The following is a 17,822-nucleotide window of genomic DNA, read 5'->3' as shown; positions in this document are numbered from 1 at the left end:
TCGGGGTGACGCCCGGCCGGCGGGTCTCAGCCGATGACCGCCCGGGCCAGGGCGTAGCCGGCGCTGGCGGCGGCGAGCCCGGCGGCGAGGCTGCCGAGCACGTTGGCCAGGGCGGGCAGCCGGTCGCCGGACCGGGCCAGTCGCAGCGTCTCGTAACTCAGGGTCGACCAGGTGGTGAGCGCGCCGCAGAAGCCGGTGCCGAGCAGCGCGGTCACGGCCGGGCCGGTGGGCAGCCCGACGACGACCCCGAGCACGAGCGACCCCAGCACGTTGACGGTCAGCGTGCCCCAGGGGAACGCCGACCCGAACCGGGCCTGCACGGCCCGGTCGGTGAGGTAGCGCAGCGGCGCGCCGACGGCCGCGCCGATCGCGACGAGCAGCGCGGTCACCGGGCGCTCCGACCGTCTCGTCCGAGCAGCCGTTCGGTGAGGGTGTCACCGGCCCAGACCGCGAGGAGCGCGCCCAGCAGGGTCGCCGCCAGGTACGCGAGCGCGACGCCGGGCGCGCCCGCCCCAAGGGCCTGCCGGATGTCGACGACGTACGTGGAGAAGGTGGTGAAGCCGCCGAGGATCCCGACGCCGAGGAACGGTCGGGCCAGCGGCGGCCCGCCGTCGTGGTGCCGGAGCACCGCCATCAGCACGCCGATCAGCAGGCAGCCGGTGACGTTGATGCCGAGGGTGGCGCCGGGGAAGCCCGTCGGGCCGTGCGGGAAGGCGGCCTGGAGGCCGGCGCGGGCCAGCGCCCCGAGCACCCCGCCGGCGGCGATCGCGGCGAGCACCGCGGCCGGCCGCGCCCCGAGCTCCCTCCGGTCCCGCCCGACGGCCAGATCGACGTCCGGGTCCACCCGCCGCCCGTCGGACTCCACCACCGACCCCTCCCGCAGTACGCCCGCCGCCCGCAGCCCGTCACCCCCGCGATCTTGCGGTTTCGGCCCGTGACGAGTCCGTTCTGTCGCGGATGTCGGGGCGCGATGTGCAAGATCGCGGGAGGTCAGGATATGCCGGCCACGGCGGGGCGGTCAGCGGAGTCCGACTACTGCCGCGTCCGCGCCGCCGCGCCAGAGGGTGCCGACCTCGGTGAAGCCGGCGTCGGTCAGCGCGGCGAGGTGCCAGGAGACCGGCGGAATCCACTCCGGACCGTGTCCGGCCGGGTAGATCGCGTGCCGGCGCTCGACGAGCGGGGCCAGGGACGGGTCCGCGCCGGCGCGCTCCCACCAGTCCGACCACGACGCAACGGCGCCGGCGGCGTACCGGGCGGCGCGGCGGGTCTGGGCCCGGGCGGTGAGCCGTTTGGTCAACTCGGGCAGCGCGTCGTCGGGCATGTGGTCGGCGTTGGCCAGGATGCCACCGGGGCGCAGCACGCCGCGGATCTCCGCGTAGAGCCGGGTGAGTCGGTCAGCGGGCAGCCAGTGCAGGGCGGTGGCGGTCAGCACCGCGTCGTACTCGCGGTGGGGCAGCGCAGCGGTCCAGTCGGGGCGGCCGAGGTCGGCGGTGACCACCGTGGCGCGGCCGGCGAGGGACGCCTCCGCGATGGCCAGCAGCGCCGGGTCGAGGTCGACCAGGGTCACGTCGGCGCCGGGGAAGCGCGCCAGCGTTCGCAGGGAGATGGTGCCGGTGCCACCGGCCAGGTCGAGCAGGCGGGGCGGCGCGCCGTCGGTGACCGCGTCGACCGCGTCGAGCAGGGCGGTGAACCGGTGTTCCCGGTCGGGCAGGTACGCCTCCTGCTGCCGGTCCCAGCTCTCCTGCCACGCCGCTGCGTCGGTGATGTGAGGACTCATGACGGAGAGGCTAGTGACGTCCCGAGTCGACAGTCCAGGGCTTGTTGCAAAGAACTTGCGATTAGGAAAGAGTGGCAGGGCGATGATCGGCCGCGGGGTCCGGCGCCGTCCGGACCCCGCTTGGTCATCCGCCGTACGCGCTGACGCGACCGCCGGTTTGACCTCAACCCCACTTCACCGTTCAGGCTGGGTCCGTACGACCGAGCGAGGCGGAGGACGACGTGCGGGTGATCGAGGTGGGGGCGTTCGGCGGCCCGGAGGTGCTGACGCTGACCCAGGTGCCGGACCCGGCGCCCGGGCCGGGCGAACTCCTGCTGCGGGTGGCGGTCGCCGACGTGCTCTGGGTGGAGACGGCGATCCGGCGCGGCCTCGGCGGCGCGTACTTCCCCGTCACCCCGCCCTACCGCCCGGGCGTGGGCGTGGCCGGGACGGTCGAGGCGGTCGGCGCCGGCGTCGATCCGGCCTGGGCCGGCCGGCGGGTCGTCGCCCGCACCGACGAGCGCGGCGGCTACCTGGATCGCGCCGTGGTGCCCGCCGACGCCACCCTCCCGGTCCCCGACGAGGTGTCGCTGGCCGAGGCCGCCGCCCTGCTGCACGACGGGGTGACCGCCGCCGGGCTCGGCGACCTCGTGCCCGTACGCCCCGACGACCGGGTCCTCGTCACCGCCGCGGCGGGCGGGCTGGGAGCGCTCCTCGTGCAGCGGGCCCGCGCCGCCGGCGCGTACGTCGTGGCGGCCGCCCGGGGCGAGACCAAGCGCGAGGCGCTGTACCGCCTGGGCGCCGACCTCGCCGTCGACTACGCCGAGCCGGGCTGGACCGCGCGGGTCCGGGCGGCGACCGGCGGGCTGGACGTAGTCCTCGACGGCGCCGGCGGCGACTACGGCCGTGCCGCGTTCACCCTGCTGCGCGACGGCGGCTGGTTCTCCGCCCACGGCACCCCGGCCGGCGGGTTCGCCGTGCCCGACGAGACCGACGCCCGCGCCCGACGCGTCACCGTGGTCGGTATCGACGACGTGCGGTTCACCCCCGAGCGGCGGCTGCGGTACCTGCGGGACGCCCTCGACGCGGCGGCGACGCACGGGATCCGACCGCTCATCGGTCAGACGTTCCCGCTGGAGCGGGCCGCGGACGCGCACCGGGCGATCGAGGACCGCTCGACGATCGGCAAGACGCTCCTCGTCGTCTGACCGCCGCCCGCGGACCCGTGCGGCGGCGTCGGCCGGGTCAGGCGTACGGTACGCGGACCGGCGGGCGCGGTGCCGAGGCGTCCACCGTGGCCGTGCAGGAGGAACCATGCGGGATCGCACCCCACGCCCCGAGGACCTGGAGCCCATCGAGCGGGCCAGCGTCGACGAACTGCGGTCGGTGCAGCGTGAGCGGCTGCGCTGGTCGCTGCGGCACGCGTACGACAACGTGCCCCACTACCGGCGCGCGTTCGACGCGGCGCAGGTGCACCCGGACGACCTGCGCGACCTCGACGACCTGGCTCGCTTCCCGTTCACCGGCAAGGCGGAGCTGCGGGAGAACTACCCGTTCGGCATGTTCGCGGTGCCCCGGGAGCAGGTCGCCCGGCTGCACGCCTCGTCCGGCACCACCGGCCGACCCACCGTCGTCGGCTACACCCGCGCGGACCTGACCACCTGGGCCCGCCTGATGGCCCGGTCGATCCGCGCCTCCGGCGGGCGGCCGGGCGACCGGGTGCACGTCGCGTACGGCTACGGCCTGTTCACCGGCGGCCTGGGCGCGCACTACGGGGCCGAGGAGATGGGCTGCACCGTCATCCCGGTGTCCGGCGGCATGACCGAGCGGCAGGTCATGCTGATCCGCGACTTCGAGCCCGAGGTCATCATGGTCACCCCCAGTTACCTGCTGGCCATCGTCGACGAGATGGAGCGTCAGGGCGTCGACCCGCGTACCACCTCCCTGGAGGTCGGCATCTTCGGCGCGGAGCCGTGGACCGAGGACATGCGCCGGGAGATGGAGCAGCGGCTCGACATGCACGCCGTGGACATCTACGGCCTCTCCGAGGTCATGGGCCCCGGCGTGGCCAACGAGTGCGTCGAGACCAAGGACGGCCTGCACCTGTGGGAGGACCACTTCTACCCGGAGATCATCGACCCGGTGACCGGCGCGGTGCTGCCCGACGGGGAGCGGGGCGAGCTGGTGCTCACCTCGCTGACCAAGGAGGCGATGCCGGTCGTCCGCTACCGCACCCGTGACCTGACCCGGCTGCTGCCGGGGACCGCCCGGCCGATGCGTCGGATCGAGAAGATCACCGGACGGACCGACGACATGATGATCGTCCGCGGGGTCAACGTGTTCCCGACCCAGATCGAGGAGCTGATCCTGCGGACCCCGGAGCTGTCCCCGCACTTCCAGTGCGTCCTGGACCGGCAGGGCCGGATGGACACCCTCACCGTGCGGGTGGAGCGGCGCGTCGGGGTGGCGGTCGACGCGGCGCAGCGGGCCGGTGCCGCCCTGGTCGAACTCGTCAAGAACACCGTCGGGGTCAGCGTGGCCGTCGACGTGATCGCCCCGGACGGGGTGGAGCGGTCCATGGGCAAGATGCGGCGGATCGTCGACCAGCGGCGGGCGGGCTGACGTGGGCGGGGAGCGCAACGCCGCGTACGACATGTTCGACGCCGACGTGGCCTCACGCGGGCTCGGCATCGAGCTGGTCGAAGCCGCCGACGGCGCGGCGGTGGCCCGGATGCGGGTCGCCGCCGGCATGGTGAACGGTCACGACATCGCCCACGGCGGGTTCGTCTTCCTGCTGGCCGACACCGCCTTCGCGCTGGCCTGCAACAGCTGGGGGCCGGTCACCGTCGCGGCCGGCGGCGAGATCACCTTCGTCCGGCCGGCGCGCGCCGGTGACCTGCTGACCGCCCGCGCCAGCGAGCGCACCCGCTACGGCCGCAGCGGCATCTACGACGTCACCGTCACCCGCGACGACGGCGAGGTGGTCGCCGAGTTCCGGGGACGCAGCCGCACCCTCGCTACCCGGCCGGACGGCCACCACGACTCGCCGCCGCCCGCGGGCTGAACCCCGGCCCGGCGGCTCGCCGACGCCGGCCGGCTGCGGCACGATGGTCCGATGCCATCCGTCGTGCTGTTCCACTCCGTCTACGGGCTGCGGCCCGCCGTCCTGGCCGCCGCCGACCGGATGCGCGCCGCCGGGCACCAGGTCGTCACCCCCGACCTGTACGGCGTACCGCCCGTCGACACCGTCGAGGACGGGTTCGCCCTGCTGGAGAAGATCGGGCGGGACGTGGTGCTCGACCGGGCCCGCGACGCGGTCGACGAGCTGCCGGCGCGTACCGTGCTGGCCGGCATGTCGATGGGCGCCGGGATCGCCGGGGCCCTGCTCGCGGAGCGTCCCGAGACCGCCGGCCTGCTCCTCCTGCACGGCTCGGGTGGCTCACCGGAGGCGGTCCGCCCTGGCCTGCCCGTCCAGCTGCACCTCGCCGACCCGGACCAGTACGAGCCGCCGGACGAGCTCGACGAGTGGTCGCGGGCGATGACGGCGGCGGGCGCCGCACTGGAGGTCTTCCGCTACCCGGGTGCCGGTCATCTCTTCACCGACCCGGACGTGCCCGACCATGACCCGGCGGCCACCGAGGCGGCCTGGGCCCGCGTCCGGTCCTTCCTCGACGCCCGCTGACCGACCCGCTGCCACCTCCGCGGACCTGTCCCTACCGGGGCACGTGGGCCGCCCGTCAGGCGGCCGCCGCCGAGAGCGCCGCCACCACGCCGTCCGGTGCGGTTCGGGTCGTCGCGGGGCGCCACGCCGGGGGCGGCACCGGATGGCCGTCCCGGGCCGCGCCGGGTGCTCGCCGTCGCACCGGCGGCACCGACGACCGGGCGGTCCAGGCAGGCCCCGCGGCCGCCGTCAGGAGCGCTCCGACCGGTGCCGTCGCGAGGCCGTCGCGTTGCGCCGAGCCGGACGACGGCGTGGTCCTCCCGTCCCGCTCGCGGGGCGCCGAGCCCGCTTCAGGAACGGTGGTGGGCGCGCCGCGTACGGCGGCGGGGAGCCGGACCGCGGGCCGGGAGCGTCCTGGTGGGTGCGGCGCCCGCTCCGGTGCGGGAATCGCCGGGCGGCGCGGCGCCACGACCGTCAGGTGCCGACCGGTGGCGGTCGCGGGTGCCGACCCGGGTTCGCCGCGGTCGACGACCGCGGGCGGCGGGGAAGCACCGTGGGCCGGCTCGGTCACGCGCGGCGGCGCGCACCGGACGCCGCCGGGCCGGCGCGGCGCCGTCCGCTCGGCCGGCTCGACGGCGGCGCCACGCGCGGCGAACACCGCCCGCGTCCGGCGCGGCAGGCGCCCGGCGGCGACGCGGCGCAGCGCCGGCGTCGCGATCGCATACGTGCCGGCGGTGTGGGCAACGAGGAGTCCGGCGTCGAACAGGGACCGCAGCAGCGGAAGCACCTCGTCGGGCGTCGAATCGAGCAGCCGCGCCACGGCCGTCGGGGTGAACCGGGCGTCGAGGGTGGCGGCGGCCATGACGACGGCGCGTCCCGCGCCGGGGAGCCGGTCCAGCTCGGCGGCGACCGTCCGGTGCAGCGGCTCGGGCAGCGGCACGGTGCGCGGGTCGGTGCCGTCCACGAGGGAGCGGACGTACGCGACGGCGTGGCCGGGTCGGTCGCCGACCAGCGGGAGCAGCCGGTCGACCAGGGACACCGGCCGGCCGGCGCGGGTCAGCAGGTGGCGCAGCAGCCGTCCGGTCTGCACCGGGGCGAGCGGGCGCACCGTCACCACGCCGTGCCGGTGCGGCGCCACCAGTGCGCCCGCCCGGTCCGGGGTGTGCAGCGCGACGACGGCCAGCGGCAGGTCACGCGCCGCGGCCGCGGTGAACAGGCGGTGCAGGAAGCGGTCGACCGCGGGCGCGGCGCGGTCCAGGTCGTCCACGGCCACGACGACGGGGCCGCGCGCGGCGAGGCGCAGCAGCACCTCCTGGCACCAGCCGGCCCCGTCGGCCGCGTCGTCGCCGCCGTCCGGCGAGGCGAGCAGCCGCTCCAGCGCGGACAGCGCGGCCGTGAGCCGGCTCGGCGGGAGCAGCCCGGCCAGCAGGGCCGCCAGCCGGTCGCGTGCCGCCGGCTCGCCGGGCCGGCCGCCGGTGAGCCCGCGCAGCAGGTCGGCCACCGGGCCCAACGGCTGCTCGGGGTACGGCGGGCAGGCCGTCACGCACCAGCGGACGGGCACACCGTCCACCGTGTCGACGGTGTGGGTCAGCTCGTGCAGCAACCGACTCCGGCCACTGCCCGAGGGACCCACCAGCGCGACCCAGCGGGGGCTGCGTTCGCGGACGGCCCGCACGATCTGGTCCCGGGCGCCGGCGAGCTCGCGCCGGTGGCCGACCAGCGGCCCGTCGTGTCGGGGCCGGGGCGGTGTGACCACGCCGACGGCGTGCCAGACGTCCATCGGCGGCACCCGGTTGGGCACCGTCACCGGAGTGAGCTGGCGCTGTGTGACCAGACCGGCCGTGGCACGGTGGGTGGCCGCGCAGAGGGCCACCGCGCCGGGAGCCGCGTACCCCTGGAGGCGGGCCGCCGTGGTGATCACCGCGCCGCTGGCGACGCCGTGCCCGCCGGCGCGGGCCGCGGCCAGGTCGACGACGGCCTCACCGGTGGCGACGCCGACCCGCACCCGGACGGTGGTGCCGTCGACCAGGGGACGACCGTCGAGGGCCTCCTGGATCTCCAGGCCCGCCCGCACCGCCCGGTACGCGTCGTACCCGTCCGACTCGCGCGCACCGAACAGGGCCATGACCGCGTCGCCGACGTACTTCTCCACGACGCCGTGCCACCGGCGCAGCACCCGCCCGACGGTGTCGAAGTACGCCCGTTGCAGTGCCCGCACGTCCTCCGGGTCGAGCCGGTCCACCAGCGCGGTGGAGCCGACGATGTCGACGAACAGGACCGTGACCGTCCGTCTCTCCTCCGGAACCGGCCAGCGTGGCGACGGGACCGGCGGCCCGGCGACGAACGTGGACATCGGCTCCCACCTGCCCTTCCCCTGATGATTGGCTGACGACCTCCGGAGACTCGCACTCCTCGGCCGACGGGGGATCGGTAGGACGACGTATGTCTGACCTCCGCAACCTTTGGTCGCAATGTCGACGCGAGGAGTACCACATGCGGCAAGTGGCCGTAGAACAGTGCGGGGACGTGTGATTAGGCTGCCTGCCATGGCCAGCGATGTGGACACTGCACCGCTCGTCGGCCGGGCCGACCTGCTGCGGGAGGTCCGGTCGGCGCTGCTCGACGACCTTGCGCAGGGGCACACCGCGGCCGTCTTCCTCACCGGCGAGAGCGGGGTGGGCAAGACCCGCCTGCTGCGCGAGGTGAGCACCCGGCTGCGCGAGGGAGGCGCCCTGGTGCTCACCGGGTCCTGCCTGGACATCGGCGACGCCTCACCCCTGCACCCGCTGCTGCAGGCACTGCGGCGCTTCGACGCGGAGCTGACCGCCGCGCAGGCCCGCACCTCCTCCGCCGTACGCGGACTGTTGCAGATGTTCGCCGACGAGACCGCCGGGCCGGACGGCGCGGGCGCGCTGCTGGAGCGGGTGTCCCGCGGCCTGCACCTCATCGCCGAGGGCCGGCCCCTGGTGCTGGTGCTGGACGACCTCCAGTGGGTCGACCGCAGCACCCGCCAGCTGCTGCTCTACCTGCTCGCCGGCCTGGGCGACCTCCAGCTCTCCGTGCTCGCCGCGGTGCGGGCCGAGTCGTTGCAGGGCGCGCACCCGCTGCGCCGGGTCCTCACCGAGCTGCGCCGGCTGCGGTCGGTGCGGGTGCGTGACCTGATGCCGTTGGACCGGGCGGACACCGAGCAGTTGGCGGCGGCCGTGGTCGGCCGACCGCTCGCCGCCGAGGCCGCCGAGCAGGTGTGGCGGCGCAGCGGGGGCAACCCCTTCGTCATCGAGGAGCTGGCCCGCGACCTGCGCGACGGGCGCGACGGGCTGTCCGACACCCTGCGGGAGATCTTCCTGGCCCGGGTGGACGCGCTGCCCCAGCACGCCCACGCGGTCGTCCACGCCGTCGCGGCCGGCGTGGAACCGGTGGACCACTGGCTGCTGGCCCAGGTGGTGCGGCTGCCCGAGCAGGAGCTGATCGAGGCGGTGCGGGCCGCCGTCGCGCACCGGCTGCTGGTGAGCGCCGACGACGGCTACCGGCTGCGCCACCGGCTGGTCGCCGAGGTGCTGCAGGACGAGCTGCTGCCGGCCGAACGGTCCGGCCTGCACCGGCGCTACGCCGAGGCGCTCACCTCGGCCGAGGCGGAGCTGCACCAGGCCCGGCTGGCCCACCACTGGCGGCTGGCCGGCGAGCCGGCCCGGGCGCTGCCCGCGGCGATGGCCGCGGCGCAGGAGGCGGAGCGGCTGCACGGTTACGCGGAGGCGCACCGGCACTGGTCGGCGGCGCTGCACCTGGCCGACACCCCGACCGGCGGGCCGCTCGCCGTCGACCGGGCGGAGCTGCTGGGGCACGCCGCCGAGGCGGCCCACCACAGCGGCGAGCACGCGCGCGCGTTGGCCCTGCTGGAGGACCTGGCGCGGGCCGACGGGATGTCGTCCTGCGCACTGCACATCCGGCGCGCCCGCTACCTGGCCGCCGCCGGGCGGTCGGCGCTCGCCGAGACGGAGTACCAGCGTGTGCTGGAGGCGCCGGACTGCACGCCCCGCGAGCGGGCCACCGCGGCCGCCCACCTGGCCGAACTGCTGCTGCACCTCGGCCGGTACGCCGATGCCGGTCAGCGCGCACGCGAGGCGCTGGATCTGGCCGCCGTGGTGGAGGGCTCGACCACCGAGGTGGTGCTGGCGAGTTCGGCGCTGGGCTTCAGCGAGGCGTACCTGGAGGACCCGGACGCCGGCCTCGCGGTGATGCGCCGCGCGCTGGCCACCGCGGAGCGGTCCGGGCGGCCGGAGGACGTCGCCTTCGCGTACCTGCACCTCGCCGAACTGCTCACCGGCCCCCTCAACATTCTGGAGGAGGGTGTCGTGGTGGCCCGCCGCGGCGCCGAGCGGGTCGCCGAGCTGGGGCTGGGGCGCACCTGGGAGACCCGCCTGCTGGCCATCGCCACCAACGGGCTGTTCCGGGTCGGGCAGTGGGCCGAGGCGGAGAAGGTGGTCGCGGCCGCGCTGCGGCACCGCCCGTCCGGAGCGGACGCGGTCGAGCTGCTGCTGGCCCGCTGCCGCCTCTCGGTCGGCTACGGAGACATCGAGGCCGCCGACCGTGACCTCGACGCGGTGGCCACCGTGCTCGCCGGTGGCGGCGCCCGACACGTGATCCCGCTGCTGACCCTGCGCGCCGGCCTGGCCATGTGGCAGGGGCGGCACGACCTCGCCCGCCAGGCGGTGCAGCGCGGCCTCACCGAGATCCGCTCCGACGACGTGGGGATCCTCGCCGCGCTGGTCTGGCACGGCCTGCGCGCCGAGGCCGAGGCGCAGGCAAGCCGGACGGTGGCCGTCGACGAGACGGCGGTGCGGCGGCTGCGCGACGTGGCCGACCGGGTGGCGCGCAAGAGCGAGAAGGCCGCCCGGCCGGTCCGCGACGTGGTGGACGGCTTCCTGGCGCTGTGCGCCGCCGAGGTGGGCCGGCTGAACGGCAACGACCCGGAGCTGTGGGCCCGGTCGGTGGTCGAGTGGGAACGGCGCAACCACCCCTACCCGGCGGCGTACTCGCGGCTGCGGCAGGCCGAGGCGCTGCTCGCCCGGCGCAGCCGGGTGGCGACCGCCGGCAAGCTGCTGCGCGAGGCATACCAGGTGGCGCAGGGCCTCGGGGCGGTGCCACTGATGTCGGAGATCAAGACGCTGGCCACCCGGGCGCGCGTCGCGCTGGACGAGCGCGAGCAGCCGGGAGATCGGGACGCGGCCGAGTCGCGGCCGGCCGACGACGAGCTGGCGGTGCTCACCGCGCGGGAGCGGGAGGTGCTCGCGGCGGTGGCCGAGGGGTTGACCAACAAGGAGATCGGCCAGCGGCTGTTCATCAGCGAGCGGACCATCGGCGTGCACGTGTCGCACATCTTCGACAAGCTCCAGGTCCGTACGCGCGTCCAGGCCAGCGCGATCTACCTACGTAACGGCCGGGGCTGAGCCCGGCGCGTTCCCGCGCGTACGTATACGTCGTTCTACTGATCCGGCGGACAGTGTCGGCTGGAAGGCTCTGCCCTGTCGCCAGCGGCGCCGAGGTGCCGTCGACCCCTTGTGGAGGAGAGATGACCGAACCGGTCTGGGGGCCCGTGCATCGGGACATCGTCGACCTGCTCGCCGATCACCCCGCTGACGTGCCGGCGGTGGTCGACCACCTCACCAAGCTCCAGGACATGCTGGTGCGGCTTCCGCCGCTGCTCGACAGCTGCCCGCTGGCGGACTTCAACAAGCTCTACCTGACCATCACCACCACCGTGCTGGACGGACTCTACGACGACCGTTTCGTCGACCCGGTGTTCCTGTCCCGGTTGGACGTGGAGTTCGCCGCCCGCTACTTCGACGCGCTGCGGCTCTGGACCGACTCCAGCCCGGGCACCCCGAAGGCGTGGTCCTGCCTGTTCGAGCGGATGCGCGGCCCGGACGCCCGACCGCTGCCGTCGGCCGCCGCCGGCGTCAACGCGCACATCAACTTCGACCTGCCGTTCGCGCTGGTCACCACGTTCGCCCACCTGGAGTCCGAGCCGGTCGACGGCAGCGACCAGCACCGCGACTATTTGGAGATCAACAACATCTTCGCCGAGAAGATCCCCGGGTTGCGGCGGGGCTTCCTGGAGCGCTGGCAGCTGCTCATCGACATGCTCAACGGCGACATCGACGACTGGTACCAGGGTGAGCTGGTCGAGTACACCCGCGATGTCGCCTGGCGCAACGCGCAGAAGATCTGGCGGTGCCGGCACGACCCCACCGCCCACGAGTGTGAGCGCGCGCGGCTGGACGACACCGCGTCCGCGCTCGGCCGGCTGCTCCTGTCGCCTCTCGGGGCGTTCCTGCAGTAGCCGGGACGGGGGGTCCCCGCGTTCCGTCCGGGGGGCGGAACGCGGGGACACGTTCCGGGGGCGCCCGGCGCCATGACCGGGCGGTCGGCGATCCCCACCGACCGGTGCGTCCGCCGTCACGGGGGCGGCGGACGCGCCAGGGAGCGCCGAGATCGGTCCCACGGGGGACCGGAGGGCCGGCCGGCCCGGGGGGTGTCGGCCGGCCCGCACGGTGCCCGCCCCAGGCCGGCCCGCCCGCCCCGCTGCACCGCGGCGCCCTGGCGGCCCGGATCCGCCCGCCCCGGGCCGCCCGCCGAAGGTCCCACCCGACGCCGACCGGTGTTCCCGGCTTCCCCGGTTCCGCCCGGCGGTGCCAGATCAACCGCCTACCGTCGTGGCAGGGACTGCGAGGTGGGACGGGGCCATGGCTGAGGAGCACGAGGCGCAACCGGGTCGTGCGCATCGGCGCCGGCAGCGGCCGGCCGGGCCGGACCCGGCCCTGCGCGCCGCCCGCGACCCCAGCCGCCCCGAGCCCGGCGGCCGTCGCGTCACCGTCCCCGCATGGGTACCGAGCCCGGGACGCGCCGCACCGCCGCCGGGCCCGCTGCGCCGGTGGCTGTTCCGCCACCGGGTGCCGCCCGTCGGCCCGGAGGCGACCGAGGGACAGACGTCGTCGCACCCCTGGTGGCAGGTCATGTGCCTGACCGGCGTGGACTACTTCTCGACCCTGTCGTACCTGCCTGGCATCGCGGCGGTCGCCGCCGGGGCGCTCTCCCCGGTCGCGACGCTGATCATCGTCGCGCTCACGCTGGGCGGCATGCTGCCCATGTACCGCCGGGTCGCCCGGGAGAGCCCGCACGGGCAGGGGTCGGTGGCGATGCTGGAGCGGCTGCTGCCGTTCTGGCGGGGCAAGTTCTTCGTGCTGGTCCTGCTCGGCTTCGTGGCCACCTCGTGGATCATCACGATCACGCTCTCCTCGGCGGACGCGACCGTACACCTGTTGGAGAACCCCTATCTGCCCGCGGGCGCCGACAACCAGACGGCGGCCGTCGCGGTCACGGTCGCCCTGCTGCTGATCCTCGGCGGGGTGTTCCTGCTCGGTTTCCGTGAGGCGGTGGTGGTGGCCATTCCGCTGGTCGCCGCCTTCCTGCTCCTGAACGCCGTGATCGTCGCCGTAGCGATCGTCCGGATCGCCGAGGATCCGGCGGTCCTGTCGGACTGGACCCGGGCACTCGGCGACGTCGGCGGCACCGGCGACCTCGTCCTCACCGCCGCGCTGGCGTTCCCCCTGCTGGTGCTGGGGCTGTCGGGGTTCGAGACCGGCGTGAGCATGATGCCGCTGGTCTCGGCCCGTGGCGCGGACACCGAGGCGAGACTGGCGGCCCGGATCCGCAACACCCGCAAGCTCCTCACCACCGCCGCGTTGATCATGTCGGTGTACCTGCTGCTGAGCACCTTCGTCACCACCACGCTCATCCCGCCCGAGGAGTTCCACCCCGGTGGCGCGGCCAACGGGCGGGCGCTGGCCTTCCTCGCGCACACCCACCTCGGGGAGGGCTTCGGCACCGTGTACGACATCAGCAGTGTGCTGATCCTCTGGTTCGCGGGCGCGTCGGCGATGGCCGGGCTGATCAACATCGTGCCCCGCTACCTGCCGTCGTACGGGATGGCGCCCGAGTGGGGGCGCGCGGTGCGTCCGGTCGTGCTGGTCTACACCCTCGTCAGCGTCGTGATCACGATCGCCTTCCGGGCGGACGTGAACGCCCAGGCCGGCGCGTACGCCACCGGCATCCTGGCGATGATGGTCTCCGGCGCGATCGCGGTGACCATCTCCGCGGCCCACCACAACCACCGCGTCGCCGCCGCCGGCTTCACCGTGCTCACCCTGGTGCTGCTGTACGCGTTGGGCGACAACATCGTCGAACACCCCGACGGCATCGCCATCTCCGGCCTGTTCATCCTGGGGATCATCGTGGTCTCGCTGATCTCGCGGGTGTCCCGGACGACGGAACTGCGGGCGGAGCGCATCGAGTTCGACGAGCCCGCCCGCCGGTTCCTCGCCGAATCGCTCGCCCACGACGGCCGCCTGCACCTGATCGCCAACAAGCGGCACAGCGGCGCGGTCAAGGAGTACACGGTCAAGGAGCGGGCGCAGCGCGGGATGAATCCGGTGCCCGGCGCCGCGGACGTGCTCTTCCTGGAGATCGACGTGATCGACCCGTCGGAGTTCAGCCGGGTCCTGCGGGTGCAGGGGGTCGAGGTGGGCGGGTTCCGGGTGCTGCGGGCGAGCAGCCCGGCGGTGCCGAACGCGATCGCGGCCATCCTGCTGGCGCTGCGGGACGTTACCGGCGTCCGGCCGCACGCGCACTTCGAGTGGTCGGAGGGCAGCCCGCTGGCACACCTGCTCCGCTATCTGATCCTCGGGCGGGGCGACACGCCACCCGTCGTCCGGGAGATCATTCGTCGCTCCGAGCCCGACCCCGCACGCCGTCCCGGCATCCACGTCGGCGGCTGACGGTCTCGCCGCGCCCCCGACGACGGACACGAATGGTACGGCTATTCACGTTCAGATCTCACTGTCCGGATTGCCCCCCTATCGTGACATCTGGTGGGCCGACGGCCTGTCGTCCACCCCGCGTCCGGTATCGGCGCGGTCGTGTCAGGCAGGGAGGCAGGAGAGGATGTCCACGTACCAAGGAGGCCGACGGGCAGCACGACCCAGGCGACGTTCGCGGTGGTTCTTAGCCGGCGGACTGCTCGCGGGCAGCCTGGTCGTCGGGGTGGCCGGGTTCAACGGTGTCGCCGCCACGGCCGGCGACCGGGACTTCCCGGTGCTGGACCTGGCCGGCGTGCTGCGCGGGGACGACGCGCGTCCGGCGCCCGGCGGCACCGCGGCGCGCCCGAATGAACCGTCCGGTGACGGCGCCGGCCGTCCCGACGGCCGCGAGGGGGACGGCCGCGACGGCGGCGGGCCCGACCGGCAGGTTGGCCGCGCTGAGCCGGACCGCCAGCCTGCCGACGGTCCGGGGACCGGGCGGCACGAGGTGGTGTCGGTGCCCTGCGACTCGGGCAAGCTGATCGCCGCGCTTGTCCAGGCCAACGCGGAGGGCGGCGGGTCGCTGCGGCTCGCCGCGAAGTGCACCTACACGCTGAGTCAGGCGTTCCACCAGGCCGACGAGTACGACGGCGGGATCCGCGACGCCCGGGAGGCGGCCGACGCCGCGGAGACCCCGGGAGACGCCGAGGCGCCGAAGCACAAGCCGGAGGACGACAAGGCGGGCCTGCCGGTGATCTATCAACCGATCACGGTCGAGGGTGACGGCGCCACCATCGCGCGTGACGTGCAGGCCGAGGACTTCCGGTTCTTCACCGTGCGGGACGGGGGCGAGCTGACCCTGCGCAACGTCACCCTGCACAACGGGCGGTCCAAGATCGAGGGTGGTGCCGTCCACGTCGTGCACGGCGCGACGGCGGTCATCGAGCGCACCACCGTCACCCACAGCACCTCCCTCTCCGCCGAGGGTGGGGGCGGCGGGGTCTTCAACGACGGCAACATGGTCGTCAGCGACAGCACCTTCGTCGGCAACAGCGCCGCCGGTGCCGCGGGCAAGGGCGGGGGCCTGCTCAACGGGGGCGTGCTCACGCTGCGCGGCTCGCGCTTCCACCAGAACAGCGCCAACGCGTACGGCGGCGGGCTGGGCAACTACCGCGGCGCGGCCGAGGTCGAGACCAGCACCTTCGTGCGGAACAGCGCGGCGCAGGGCGGGGGACTGGCCAGCTTCTCGGCCCGGACCAAGGTCTTCGACACCAAGGTGCTCGGCAACTCCGCGCAGGTCGGCGGCGGCCTCGCCAACTCCGACGCGGTGCTGGTGCTGCGCAAGATGACGATCCGGGACAACACCTCGACGGTCAACGGCGGCGGCATCTCCACGGTCAAGGGGCTGCTTCCGCTCGACGACAGCGTGGTGGCCGGCAACACCACCCACGGGGCCGGCGGCGGCATCTACGCCGACAAGTCCAACCTGCTGGTCCGGGGCAGCGACGTGACGGGCAACGAGGCGGTCGGCGCCGCGTCGAAGGGCGGCGGAATCCACGCCCTCGCCGGGCAGGTCTCCGTCTACACGAGCCGGATCACCTGGAACGCCGCGACGGTGGCGCCGGGCGGCGTCTTCGCCCACCACGCCCGGGCCCGCATCGACGACGAGAGCGTCATCGTCGAGAACGAACCGACCAACTGCGCGGGCAACACCCCAGCGGTGGCCCACTGCTTCCGCTGACGACGCCGACCCCGTCCGCGGGTCACCACGGCCGCCCGCGACGATCACGAGACCGTCGCGGGCGGCCCCCCGCGTGCCCTCCCGGGCCCCGCGCCCGGTGATCAAGAGGTTTGCGTCAGGAACGGCGACGGATCCGACGCGAACCTCTTGATCACGAGGGCGGCGTGGGGGCGGGTCGGGCGGCCGGGCCGCGTGCCTCAGGTCAGGGCGCGCAGGTGCCCGGCGAGTTCGCCGGAGAAGAAGTCCAGGAAACCGTCCGGGTCGGGGCCGGCGTTCTGGAGCACGATGTGGTCGAAGCCGGCCTCCAGGTAACCGCGGACCTTCGCCACGTGCGGCTGCGCGTCCGGACCGATGGAGACGAGTTGTCGAATGTGCTTCTCCTCGACGTGCGCGCTCGCCGCGTCGAAGTTGACCGGGTTGGGCAACTCGCTCATCACCTTCCAGCCGGTGACCAGCCAGCGGCTGGTCTGGAGCACCGCCTGCACGGCCTGCTGCTCGTCGGTCGCCCAGGCCATCGGCACCTCGGCGTAGCGCGGCCCCTGCCCACCGGCCGCCCGGTACCGCTCCACGATCGCCGGCTCCGGTTCGGTGGCGAACAGGCCGTCGCCGAGCTCGGCGGCCAGGGCCGCCGAGTCGTGCCCGCTGGCCGCGACCGCGATCACCGGCAGCGTCTCCGGCAGGTCGAACACCCGCGCGTCCTCCAGTTGGAGGTGTCTGCCCTCGTACGACTGGTAACCGCCCCGCCAGAGCAGCCGGATGATCTCCAGCGCCTCGCGGAGCCGTTCGTGCCGGCCGCGGACGCTGGGGAAGCCCTGCCCCACCACGTGCTCGTTGAGTCGCTCGCCCGCGCCGACCCCAAGCGTGAAGCGCCCGTCGGAGATCAGCGCCATGGTCGCGGCGGCCTGGGCGATGATCGCCGGGTGGTACCGGAGGCTGGGGCAGGTGACGCCGGTGGCAAGCCCCAGCGTGGTGGTCTGCGCCGCGATCGACCCGAGGAGGCTCCAGGTGAACGCGGAGTGCCCCTGCGTCTCCAGCCACGGGTGGTAGTGGTCGCTCATCTCGACGAAGTCGAACCCGGCCTGTTCGGCGCGGACGGCCTGGCGGATGATCTCTTTGGGCCCGTACCCCTCCGTGGCCAGCTTGTAGCCGATCCGCATCATGTTCGCCCCCTGTCCGACTGCTGTGGCATCGGCCCTTCCCGGCCGCTCGCCGACCAAACCGCACAGCCCGACAACCCAGCCTCCTAGGATGCGCTACGGGTGGTGTGCCGTGCCACCCCTGCCGCGAGGGAACGCCCGGGCGGGCGTACGCCGCAACGCGTACGCGAAACGGCCCGCGCCCCCAGGGGCGCGGGCCGGGATGCGGCGGGGGTGTGTCCTACTTGGACGGCTGGGGGAGCTCGCAGTCGATTTTCGGGTTGGCCCCGATGTAGTTCAACGGCCCGGCGACGATGGTGACCAGGATGGTGCCGGCCTCCGCGCAGTTGGTGTCGTCGCCGCTGTAGTAGCCGCGCTGGCCGGCGGCGATCGCACCGATGATGAGCCAGATGACGACGATGACTCCGAGTATCGAACTGCCGCGCATCGCTTGCCTCCTGAAGGGTTTGTGGTGGGTCGAGGTGCACGCGTTGTACCCAGTCGGGTCGAACGGCTAACGGTGCCGCCGATCGGTGCTGCCCACCCGACCCTCCGGACCGTCACCGGTGCCCGAGCGGTACGACCGCGGATCGTCCGGTCGTACGGCGTCGTGGTCGTCGGCTATCGGATCGAGGACCGACCTCAAGCGTCACCCGCGGGTGCGGACGTAGAA

General features: G+C 74.5%; 14 protein-coding genes. 8 read left to right on the top strand and 6 right to left on the bottom strand.

All coding sequences use genetic code 11. The features are described from left to right. Positions 1 to 26: 26 nt before the first annotated feature. The 3 genes from crcB to GA0070620_RS06605 form a co-directional block, all read right to left on the bottom strand. Positions 27 to 389, bottom strand: a complete 363-nt coding sequence (crcB, locus tag GA0070620_RS06615; protein ID WP_091589034.1) for a fluoride efflux transporter CrcB — start codon at positions 387 to 389, stop codon at positions 27 to 29. Then, entirely contained in the window at positions 386 to 868 is a 483-nt protein-coding gene (locus GA0070620_RS06610) for a fluoride efflux transporter FluC (protein WP_091589033.1), read from the bottom strand. Before GA0070620_RS06610 ends, crcB begins: the two co-directional genes overlap by 4 nt. Before the next feature lie 150 nt (positions 869 to 1,018). Then, a complete protein-coding gene (locus tag GA0070620_RS06605) occupies positions 1,019 to 1,777 on the bottom strand; it encodes a class I SAM-dependent methyltransferase (protein WP_091589032.1) in 759 nt (252 codons plus the stop codon). Between the two features lie 221 nt (positions 1,778 to 1,998). Between GA0070620_RS06605 and GA0070620_RS06600 the strand changes: the two genes are divergently transcribed. From GA0070620_RS06600 to GA0070620_RS06585, 4 genes are all read left to right on the top strand, one after another. Next, positions 1,999 to 2,964, top strand: a complete 966-nt coding sequence (locus GA0070620_RS06600) for a zinc-binding dehydrogenase (RefSeq protein ID WP_091589031.1) — start codon at positions 1,999 to 2,001, stop codon at positions 2,962 to 2,964. A 106-nt stretch (positions 2,965 to 3,070) separates the two neighbouring features. Further along, positions 3,071 to 4,378: a phenylacetate--CoA ligase PaaK gene (gene paaK, locus GA0070620_RS06595; protein ID WP_091589030.1), complete on the top strand. Its 1,308-nt coding sequence runs from the start codon at positions 3,071 to 3,073 to the stop codon at positions 4,376 to 4,378. A gap of 31 nt (positions 4,379 to 4,409) precedes the next feature. Then, on the top strand, positions 4,410 to 4,820 hold the full coding sequence (gene paaI, locus GA0070620_RS06590; protein WP_091598193.1) for a hydroxyphenylacetyl-CoA thioesterase PaaI: 411 nt from the start codon (positions 4,410 to 4,412) through the stop codon (positions 4,818 to 4,820). Between the two features lie 51 nt (positions 4,821 to 4,871). After that, complete coding sequence (locus GA0070620_RS06585) at positions 4,872 to 5,438, top strand: dienelactone hydrolase family protein (RefSeq protein WP_091589029.1); 567 nt, start codon at positions 4,872 to 4,874, stop codon at positions 5,436 to 5,438. A 55-nt stretch (positions 5,439 to 5,493) separates the two neighbouring features. Here the strand turns inward: GA0070620_RS06585 and GA0070620_RS06580 are convergent, their stop codons facing one another. Next, positions 5,494 to 7,770 (bottom strand): adenylate/guanylate cyclase domain-containing protein, encoded by a 2,277-nt coding sequence (locus GA0070620_RS06580; protein WP_091589028.1) that lies wholly within the window; start codon positions 7,768 to 7,770, stop codon positions 5,494 to 5,496. 193 nt (positions 7,771 to 7,963) lie between these two features. On the opposite strand from GA0070620_RS06580, the gene GA0070620_RS06575 reads away from it, so the two are divergent. The 4 genes from GA0070620_RS06575 (at position 7,964) to GA0070620_RS06560 (ending at position 16,013) form a co-directional block, all read left to right on the top strand. Further along, on the top strand, positions 7,964 to 10,864 hold the full coding sequence (locus GA0070620_RS06575) for a helix-turn-helix transcriptional regulator (protein ID WP_091589027.1): 2,901 nt from the start codon (positions 7,964 to 7,966) through the stop codon (positions 10,862 to 10,864). Positions 10,865 to 10,986: 122 nt separating this feature from the next. Next, positions 10,987 to 11,757 (top strand): DUF5995 family protein, encoded by a 771-nt coding sequence (locus tag GA0070620_RS06570; protein ID WP_091589026.1) that lies wholly within the window; start codon positions 10,987 to 10,989, stop codon positions 11,755 to 11,757. A gap of 403 nt (positions 11,758 to 12,160) precedes the next feature. Beyond that, positions 12,161 to 14,251 carry an APC family permease gene (locus GA0070620_RS06565; RefSeq protein ID WP_091589025.1) on the top strand — a complete coding sequence of 697 codons (2,091 nt, stop codon included), beginning with the start codon at positions 12,161 to 12,163 and terminating at the stop codon, positions 14,249 to 14,251. Between the two features lie 166 nt (positions 14,252 to 14,417). Then, complete coding sequence (locus tag GA0070620_RS06560) at positions 14,418 to 16,013, top strand: right-handed parallel beta-helix repeat-containing protein (RefSeq protein ID WP_091589024.1); 1,596 nt, start codon at positions 14,418 to 14,420, stop codon at positions 16,011 to 16,013. A gap of 197 nt (positions 16,014 to 16,210) precedes the next feature. Here the strand turns inward: GA0070620_RS06560 and GA0070620_RS06555 are convergent, their stop codons facing one another. Together GA0070620_RS06555 and GA0070620_RS06550 are read right to left on the bottom strand one after the other, a co-directional pair. After that, on the bottom strand, positions 16,211 to 17,170 hold the full coding sequence (locus GA0070620_RS06555) for a TIGR03557 family F420-dependent LLM class oxidoreductase (RefSeq protein ID WP_091598190.1): 960 nt from the start codon (positions 17,168 to 17,170) through the stop codon (positions 16,211 to 16,213). Positions 17,171 to 17,390: 220 nt separating this feature from the next. Further along, positions 17,391 to 17,597 carry a hypothetical protein gene (locus GA0070620_RS06550; RefSeq protein ID WP_091589023.1) on the bottom strand — a complete coding sequence of 69 codons (207 nt, stop codon included), beginning with the start codon at positions 17,595 to 17,597 and terminating at the stop codon, positions 17,391 to 17,393. Between the last annotated feature and the right edge of the window lie 225 nt (positions 17,598 to 17,822).

Source organism: Micromonospora krabiensis (genome assembly GCF_900091425.1).
GTDB classification, from domain to species: Bacteria; Actinomycetota; Actinomycetes; order Mycobacteriales; family Micromonosporaceae; genus Micromonospora; species Micromonospora krabiensis.
The sequence above is the reverse complement of the archived record's forward strand: the minus strand, read 5'-3'. Positions and strand labels throughout refer to the sequence as shown.